Annotated in this window: 7 protein-coding genes and 1 tRNA gene; 4 read left to right on the plus strand and 4 right to left on the minus strand. The window is 52.1% G+C overall.

The genetic code is table 11. The features are described 5' to 3' along the window. Nucleotides 1–53: 53 nt before the first annotated feature. Nucleotides 54–130: transfer RNA gene (locus VK694_02350), tRNA-Arg, on the minus strand. 100 nt (nucleotides 131–230) lie between these two features. On the opposite strand from VK694_02350, the gene VK694_02355 reads away from it, so the two are divergent. Genes VK694_02355 through VK694_02370 form a run of 4 tightly spaced genes read left to right on the plus strand, consistent with a single transcriptional unit; the run spans nucleotide 231 to nucleotide 3,414 of the window. Next, nucleotides 231–1,205, plus strand: a complete 975-nt coding sequence (locus VK694_02355; GenBank protein HTE57558.1) for a hypothetical protein — start codon at nucleotides 231–233, stop codon at nucleotides 1,203–1,205. A 29-nt stretch (nucleotides 1,206–1,234) separates the two neighbouring features. Further along, nucleotides 1,235–1,807: a PH domain-containing protein gene (locus VK694_02360; protein HTE57559.1), complete on the plus strand. Its 573-nt coding sequence runs from the start codon at nucleotides 1,235–1,237 to the stop codon at nucleotides 1,805–1,807. Beyond that, nucleotides 1,788–2,870: a SurA N-terminal domain-containing protein gene (locus tag VK694_02365; protein ID HTE57560.1), complete on the plus strand. Its 1,083-nt coding sequence runs from the start codon at nucleotides 1,788–1,790 to the stop codon at nucleotides 2,868–2,870. The genes VK694_02360 and VK694_02365 overlap by 20 nt, the downstream gene beginning before the upstream one ends. Nucleotides 2,871–2,874: 4 nt before the next feature. Next, nucleotides 2,875–3,414: a hypothetical protein gene (locus VK694_02370; GenBank protein HTE57561.1), complete on the plus strand. Its 540-nt coding sequence runs from the start codon at nucleotides 2,875–2,877 to the stop codon at nucleotides 3,412–3,414. A gap of 4 nt (nucleotides 3,415–3,418) precedes the next feature. On the opposite strand, the gene VK694_02375 is transcribed toward VK694_02370, so the two are convergent. The 3 genes from VK694_02375 to VK694_02385 form a co-directional block, all read right to left on the minus strand. Next, the gene (locus VK694_02375; protein HTE57562.1) at nucleotides 3,419–4,045 is read right to left on the minus strand and encodes a 2,3-diphosphoglycerate-dependent phosphoglycerate mutase; all 627 of its coding nucleotides are present in this window, start codon (nucleotides 4,043–4,045) and stop codon (nucleotides 3,419–3,421) included. Between the two features lie 2 nt (nucleotides 4,046–4,047). Continuing rightward, on the minus strand, nucleotides 4,048–5,337 hold the full coding sequence (gene eno, locus VK694_02380) for a phosphopyruvate hydratase (GenBank protein ID HTE57563.1): 1,290 nt from the start codon (nucleotides 5,335–5,337) through the stop codon (nucleotides 4,048–4,050). A 142-nt stretch (nucleotides 5,338–5,479) separates the two neighbouring features. Beyond that, nucleotides 5,480–6,784: a hypothetical protein gene (locus VK694_02385; protein ID HTE57564.1), complete on the minus strand. Its 1,305-nt coding sequence runs from the start codon at nucleotides 6,782–6,784 to the stop codon at nucleotides 5,480–5,482. Between the last annotated feature and the right edge of the window lie 209 nt (nucleotides 6,785–6,993).

Genomic DNA, 6,993 nt, shown 5'->3' on the forward strand with positions numbered 1-6,993 from the left:
TCCCTCGCCGCGGTCCCAATTTAAAAACCCAACTAAAAGTTGGGTTTTTAAATTGGTGACCCGGGAGGGATTCGAACCCCCGACGCCCGCCTTAGGACGGCGGCGCTCTATCCAGCTGAGCTACCGGGCCACATGCTGTCTGTATCTTATCAGATGTCTCGAACGGTACAAGCTAAGCAATTGGTAGTTTTCTAACAGTCGCTTCACGCAAAGAAGTATAGAAATATACCATGGCCGAACTTACTATTGCTACCGCCAACCTCGCTATGCCACCGGATATTGTTGTATTTGGCGGTGTGGCCGAACACCAGGATTTTTTAAAGGCCACCGGTTATAAGTATGGGGACGAACTGGCTGACTCGGTTGATTATCAGGGGGGCGGCTTCGAGTGGCTGGACGTGCGGAGTTCTCGTAGCCTTATAGAAAACGTTGGTGCAGCTCTGGCCGCCGACCAGGATATTGGCTCGCTACACCAATCTTGGCGCTCAACCAGTGTAGGCGAGATAGTAGGTCGGTTACGCACCCCATGGGAAGGCTGGGGTAACATGCCAACTCGGGCACAAGAGGTTGCTCAGGCCCTTGGGAGGGCGCTTATCGTTCCTCATATAGACGGCTCTCTTCAGAGGCTTGAATCTGTGCAGAAGGGCGCCGGGAGGCTCTTACCACTTGTGGCTTACCCCAATCAGCAGCAGCCCCCCGAAAAGCGACGGTTCGATATCCCGTATCAGGAGTGGACGTCTCGATTTGCAGAGCTAAGACACCAGCCTACGGTCGAGACTCTAACTGCTTGGGGGGTCGTGTCGCGTAACGCAGACATGATGATCGATGATATGTTGGTGCGCCAGCAAGAGTTTGGGTTCGGAGGCGCCGTGTGGGATACAAAGCATGGGTTCGAAGCCCGACATGGTATGCGATTTAACGATCCCGAGGGGATGATTCAGGTGCTTGGCAGTCGTGCGGTCTTGAACGAGGTGCATCTCAATCTTACCAACGACCCAAGATCTCTCCAGGCCGCCCTAGAGGGAGGGCTGCACAAAACTCATCACGGACATGCCCTAGAGGCGGCATTCGAATCCATGCCATCCGACCAAGAGCTTCTGATTGTCACCGAGCTAACCCCCGGGGACTTCGAAGCTATCGGCAGCCCAGATGTTATAGAGGGTCACAGGCAGGTTATTCGATCAATACTCGCACTCGCTGCGTAGCCGGACGTGCATTCTGTTAAAATGGACTTATGTCCGATGAAAATACAGAGCCAAAAGAAAAACACTTCGAGGACCAGTTAGACGACGAAGAAGTACAGCTCGTTTTTCGCAAGCACCCCATTGTTATGCGCAAGGGACTGGTGTTTGGCATGCTTGGCCCTCTCTTGGGGGTTATACCTGCTGCAGCTTTTCCGGCGCTTGGATTTGGCTGGTTCTTTGGTGGGCTCGTAGGCGGCTTTGTCCTAGGGGGACTCATATTTCTGCCTGCATGGATCAACTGGCATTACAGTGTGTTTATCGTGACAGATCAACGCCTCATCCAGATCACTCAGCGGGGTTTGTTCCATCGCAGTATTGTCGATTTAGGGCTCAGTAAAATACAGAGCCTTAACTATGAGGTAGCAGGGCTCCAGGCGACGCTACTTGGTTATGGTACAATACTCGTGCAAACGTATATGGGTGACTTGGTGGTGCATGATATTCATCACCCCGCAAAGATATACAAACAACTGCTGACCATCCTGAAAGATCACGGCGTTACGCCGGACCAGATGGCACAGCAAGAAGAGGAAGCACCAGACATTGAAGCGGAAGAAGCTTAAGAAACTACTTTCAAAGCGCCCGCGGCGCACATCAGAGCCAGAGGTACGTGAGAGCGTTCCGCGTATTACCAATGAGACAGTTGCTGCGCACCGCGAAGAGGTACTGGGCAGCGCCCGTAAGTATATCTATCCACTGCAACATTCCAAGCACCGTATAGTGCTTATCTCTACAGTGCTCTTTATCGTTACCATCGTATTTTTCTTTACCTATTGCACATTGGCACTCTACAAATTTCAGACTAGCTCTACCTTCTTATACCGAGTGTCACAGGTTATGCCATTTCCTATCGCCCGCACGGGTGGTCGGTTTGTAGCATACGAAAATTATTTGTTTGAGCTGCGGCACTACACTCACTACTACGAGAATCAGCTAGATACCGACTTCTCTGACCCCAAGAATACGCCACAGCTGAATGACTTCAAGCGACGGGCATTAGATAAAGTCATCAGCGATGCCTATGTTAAACAGCTCGCCAAGCAGCACAACGTAAGTGTCAGTAGTCAAGAAGTGAACGATCAGATTACCCTAGTGCGCAATCAGAATCGTCTGGGTGGTAACGACAAAGTGTTCGAAGATGTACTGCGTGATTACTGGGGGTGGTCTGTCGACGACTTCAAGCGAAGTCTGCGCCAAGAGCTCCTTGCCCAAAAGGTTGCCTCAACACTCGATACAGACACACATACCCGAGCAGAGATGGCTCTGGCAGAGGTCAAGGCAGGTGGCGATTTTGCCGCACTAGCAAAGAAGTACTCAGACGACCCCAAGACCAAGGACACCGGTGGGGAATTTGGCTATCCTGTCGATCGCACCGATCGCAACCTGAGCGCCCAGACAACAGACGCGCTTTTCAAGCTTGCGCCTGGCCAGGCCTCAGAGCTTATCAATACCGGATACAGTCTAGAGATTCTTAAGAATATCGAAGCTCAGGGTGACAAAATCCGCGGTGCGCATATGTTATTCAACTTTAAAGATATCAACACCTACGTGAACGACCTCAAAGAGAAGAAGCCTTCCACTCAGTACATCAGTCTGCCAGCAGCACCCAGCCCAACGGGGCCATAGGTGTATGTCCGAATACGACAAGCTCCGTCGCAGCTATCTCCCGTCTCGGGTGAAGGTACTGCTTATTGCCGAATCTCCACCGCCGGCTGCGCATACAGCAAGTAGCCGGCACTTTTATAGAACAGATCAGGTACGGCGTGATGATAGGGTTTTTGTGAACACTATCAAAGCCCTGTACCCAGAAACGGCAGACATGACCGAATCCCAGATAGAACCGGCAAAAGAGCAGTGGCTCCGCCGTTTCCAGGACAACGGGTGGTACATGATAGAAGCTTTGGAAGAGTCACAGCCTCACGAGGTGACCAAGCAACAGCGACAGGACAAGATTGCCCAAGCACTGCCTGAGCTCATAAAACGTGTGCAGCAATTAGCCGACAAGAACACCAAGATCATCCTCATAAAATCCAATGTATTCGACGTTGCCGCCGAACCCTTGCGCCAAGCAGGGTTCAATGTGCTGAACACAGAGCTATTGGATTATCCGGGGCGCTTCAATCAACGGGCATACCGCGAAAAACTTGCTCGGCTTGCCAAGCAAGCATAACTCTTTATTGGTCAGCAGCGTTGCCGCCCAGAACAACCTTACTCAAGACCTTGCCGGTGTCATCAATCTCATACATGTGAACTTCGCCCGTCTTGATCTCTACTTCGTGGGACTTATCGTCGCTCACTTCTTCAAGATGCTTCATCAGTGCTCGCAAAGAGTTGCCGTGCGCAGCTACGATAACGTTCTTGCCGTTCTTGAGGTCGTTCAGGGCGTGCTGTTCATAGAAGGGCAGTACGCGGTCAGACACATCTTTCAGGGTCTCGCCTCCGGGCACCGGGTGGTCCCAGCTGCGGCGCCACTTCATGAACTGCTCTTCGCCGTGCTCTTCTTTGACTTGCCACTTGTTTTTGCCCGTCAGGTCACCATAGTCACGCTCGTTGATCTCGGTATGCTCACTGCGTTCGATATGTGATAGGCCTAGGCCGTCCAGTACTTCATCTAGGGTATGTTTGGCGCGTTGCAACGGAGAGGAGTAGGCACGGTGGATATCTATGCTCTCTAGCAGTTTGCCAGCTTCTCGTGCTTCTTCGCGCCCTTTATCGGTCAGGGCCACGTCAGTGAGTCCGGTCCATTGACCCAAAAGATTCCACTCTGATTGTCCGTGACGGACAAGTACCAAGTATGCCATGACTAACCCCTGAGTCCTTCTGGTCCCGCGTACTTCGCGTTTGTACCCAGCATTTCTTCGATGCGTAGCAGCTCGTTGTATTTGGCTATGCGGTCAGTGCGTGACAGCGAACCGGTCTTTATCTGGCCAGTGCCCAGCCCAACGGCCAGGTGGGCTATGGTGGTGTCTTCGGTCTCGCCCGAACGATGAGATATAACAGCTCGCCAGCCAGCTTCATGGGCCATTGCCACAGCGTCTATGGTTTCGCTCAGCGTTCCAATTTGATTGAGCTTGATCAAGATAGCATTGGCGGCTTTTTCCTGAATACCACGCTGTAAGAAGGTGACATTGGTTACCAGCAAGTCGTCGCCGACAATCTGCACCTTGTCACCAACCAGGCTCGTCAGTTTGGTCCAGGACAGCCAATCTTGCTCATCCAGCCCGTCTTCGATAGATGTAATGGGGTAGGCTTGGGCGAGCTCTCCGAGCCAGGCAACCATCTCGTCTGATGTCAGAGATCGGTCCTCGGTGGCAAGCTGATAGGCCTCGTTTTCGTACAGCTCAGAAGCAGCCACATCCAGGGCCAGTACAATATCCTCACCCAGCTCATAGCCAGCCTGTTGTACCGCTTGACTTATCAGCTCCAGGGCTTCTTTATTGCCATCTTTGACGTGCGGGGCATAGCCGCCCTCGTCACCGACAGTCGTGCCATAGCCTTTCTGTTTGAGCACCTTACCCAATTCATGAAAGACTTCTGTACCCATGCGCAGTGCATCACTAAAGCTAGGCGCACCTACCGGCATAATCATAAATTCCTGAATGTCAGTAGAATTAGCGGCATGTTTGCCACCGTTAATGATGTTCATCATGGGGACGGGCAGGCTGTACTCAGTTTTGTACGGTGCAAGGCTCCCCAAATATTCATACAAGGGTTTGTTTTGGGCAAGTGCTGCGGCCTTAGCTGCTGCGAGCGAGACGGCCAGCAGGGCGTTGGCTCCTAGCTTGCCTTTATTGGGGGTGCCGTCTAGTTCGATAAGCTTTGTATCAATGCCGCGTTGATCTGTTACATCATGTCCCTTCAGGGCCTGGGCAATGGTACCATTTACGTGCTCAACGGCCTTGCTGACACCTTTGCCACCATATTTGCTGGTGTCATCGTCACGTAATTCAACAGCTTCGTTACTGCCGGTAGAGGCGCCAGAAGGTACAGCGGCTCTTCCCATGACACCATTTGTCAAAGTTACGTCTGCTTCGACAGTCGGGTTGCCCCTCGAGTCAATAATTTGCCGACCACGAATCTGCTGTATGTCCATTGTTTCTCCTTACACTGACTATCATCCACCATAGTAGCGCATTTACAGATAGACACAACGGTTATTGTTACCGCACGGTGCTATCGGAAGCAGAAAGGCGCTTTCAGTAGGCGACTAGCTTAATCAGGCTGCCTAGCGACCATTAGGCGGGTACAAAATCGCCGTCGACATCTTTTTGGGCAATGCCGTAGCGCTCGGTCTTTCCGGCGTTGGGGCCACTTCTGATGGTGCGCTCCATCAAGTAGCCGCCCTTTCTTATGGCTTGCTTTTCGCCCCAGGCGGCCATGAATATCACATCTCGGTCGAGCTTCACCAGTTTGCGCGGGTCATGCCTGGGCTTAAAGGTGTTGTCTGTGCCTTCTTCATGCTCCCAAATGTCGCCAAACTGATCAGCACGCACCACGTACTCTTCTTTTGTGCCAACGCTGGTGCATACCCAGTCTCCACCATTGGCCGTATCCCGGGTTGCTCCGGACTTAACAATAACTAATTCGGTGGTCCCGGCTGGGACCTGGCGGGCGGTGATGGGCTTGGTTCTCACAAAATGACCAGCACTACCAAATAGCTCATTGACTTCGTCAGATTCCAAGTCGATCTTTGCGCAGTTAACGATATCGACTTGTTCTGGGCCATCCCATAAGACGACCAACTCGTGCGTATCTGCCTCATGCTTCATGGCCTCTAGGATAGAGATATTGAACTCGCCATTATTATTCCACTGCGAGCCGAATAGTGATCGTCTCTGTTCTTGCATAGCGGCGAATTTTGCTCGCTGGGCATCGGTTGTGGCCTGGGCTAGTTTTTCACCTATTTCCACATCAAGGGCTTGGTTGATAAGCGCTCGAACCACCAAAATATTTACCCGGCCCTCGGGTGGGACTTGGTCGAGATAACCAAGCATCTGTTCGGTGGCTAGCATACCAGCGGCCCCAACATATATTTGTCCGTAGCCTTCGTACGCTGCTAACTGTCCAGATTGGGTGAACCGATTATGGTCGCCTTTATACGTATCTGGAGGAAAAACAAAGGTTTCAAATGGCTGACCGGTACGATTTGTCAGATTGGCGCCAGGGAAGGCAGGTCCGTACCAGTCAGTTCTTTGTGCGGCCAAGAAGCTGGCTCTGCCATCGAACCGACGCCTGAGCTCGCTGGCTATCTGGCCTATGTCCGGTTTTTCAGGATTAGGTGGGTCTCCGTCATACATGATGGCCACCGGTCGGTTCTGCATTTGCTCTTCAATGCGGGGGACCAATATATCAAGGGCGTTTGACGCTGCTTCAGGGTCAATGCCGTTGGTTGAGCCAGCGCCGCGCAGGGCAAAAATAGCACTTTGGCGGGCTATCTCTTGAGCGATCCGGGCATCCCAGGCCGTTGCGACATCGCTCACCGCCCGTCCAATACCAGTCGGGTCCTGTTCTAGATTCGCCGCAAACTCACCATTAGACATAAATACTTCCTGCGCCCAGACTTTAATTAAAAAACTATAACATTTTTATTGTAAAAAGCAATACACTTAGCCGTGAATCACGAAACCCTCCCCATCTGGTAACCGAGCAGCGTCCGTAGGTAGTGAACGGCGTAGCCGTTCACGCTCCTCGGGAACGAGCTAACCAGGTGCATGTGCTCCTTGAGGTAGTCGAAGGTCGCTTCAATCTT

Source organism: Verrucomicrobiia bacterium (assembly GCA_035489575.1).
Lineage (GTDB): Bacteria > Patescibacteriota > Saccharimonadia > Saccharimonadales > JAGQNK01 > DATHJY01.

What these genes read in the sequence shown, in the direction of transcription:
- VK694_02375 (HTE57562.1), bottom strand. Translation starts at nt 4,045, where the DNA reads ATGGCATACTTGGTACTTGTCCGTCACGGACAATCAGAGTGGAATCTT.
- VK694_02355 (HTE57558.1), top strand. Translation starts at nt 231, where the DNA reads ATGGCCGAACTTACTATTGCTACCGCCAACCTCGCTATGCCACCGGAT.
- VK694_02360 (HTE57559.1), top strand. Translation starts at nt 1,235, where the DNA reads ATGTCCGATGAAAATACAGAGCCAAAAGAAAAACACTTCGAGGACCAG.
- VK694_02385 (HTE57564.1), bottom strand. Translation starts at nt 6,784, where the DNA reads ATGTCTAATGGTGAGTTTGCGGCGAATCTAGAACAGGACCCGACTGGT.
- eno (HTE57563.1), bottom strand. Translation starts at nt 5,337, where the DNA reads ATGGACATACAGCAGATTCGTGGTCGGCAAATTATTGACTCGAGGGGC.
- VK694_02370 (HTE57561.1), top strand. Translation starts at nt 2,875, where the DNA reads ATGTCCGAATACGACAAGCTCCGTCGCAGCTATCTCCCGTCTCGGGTG.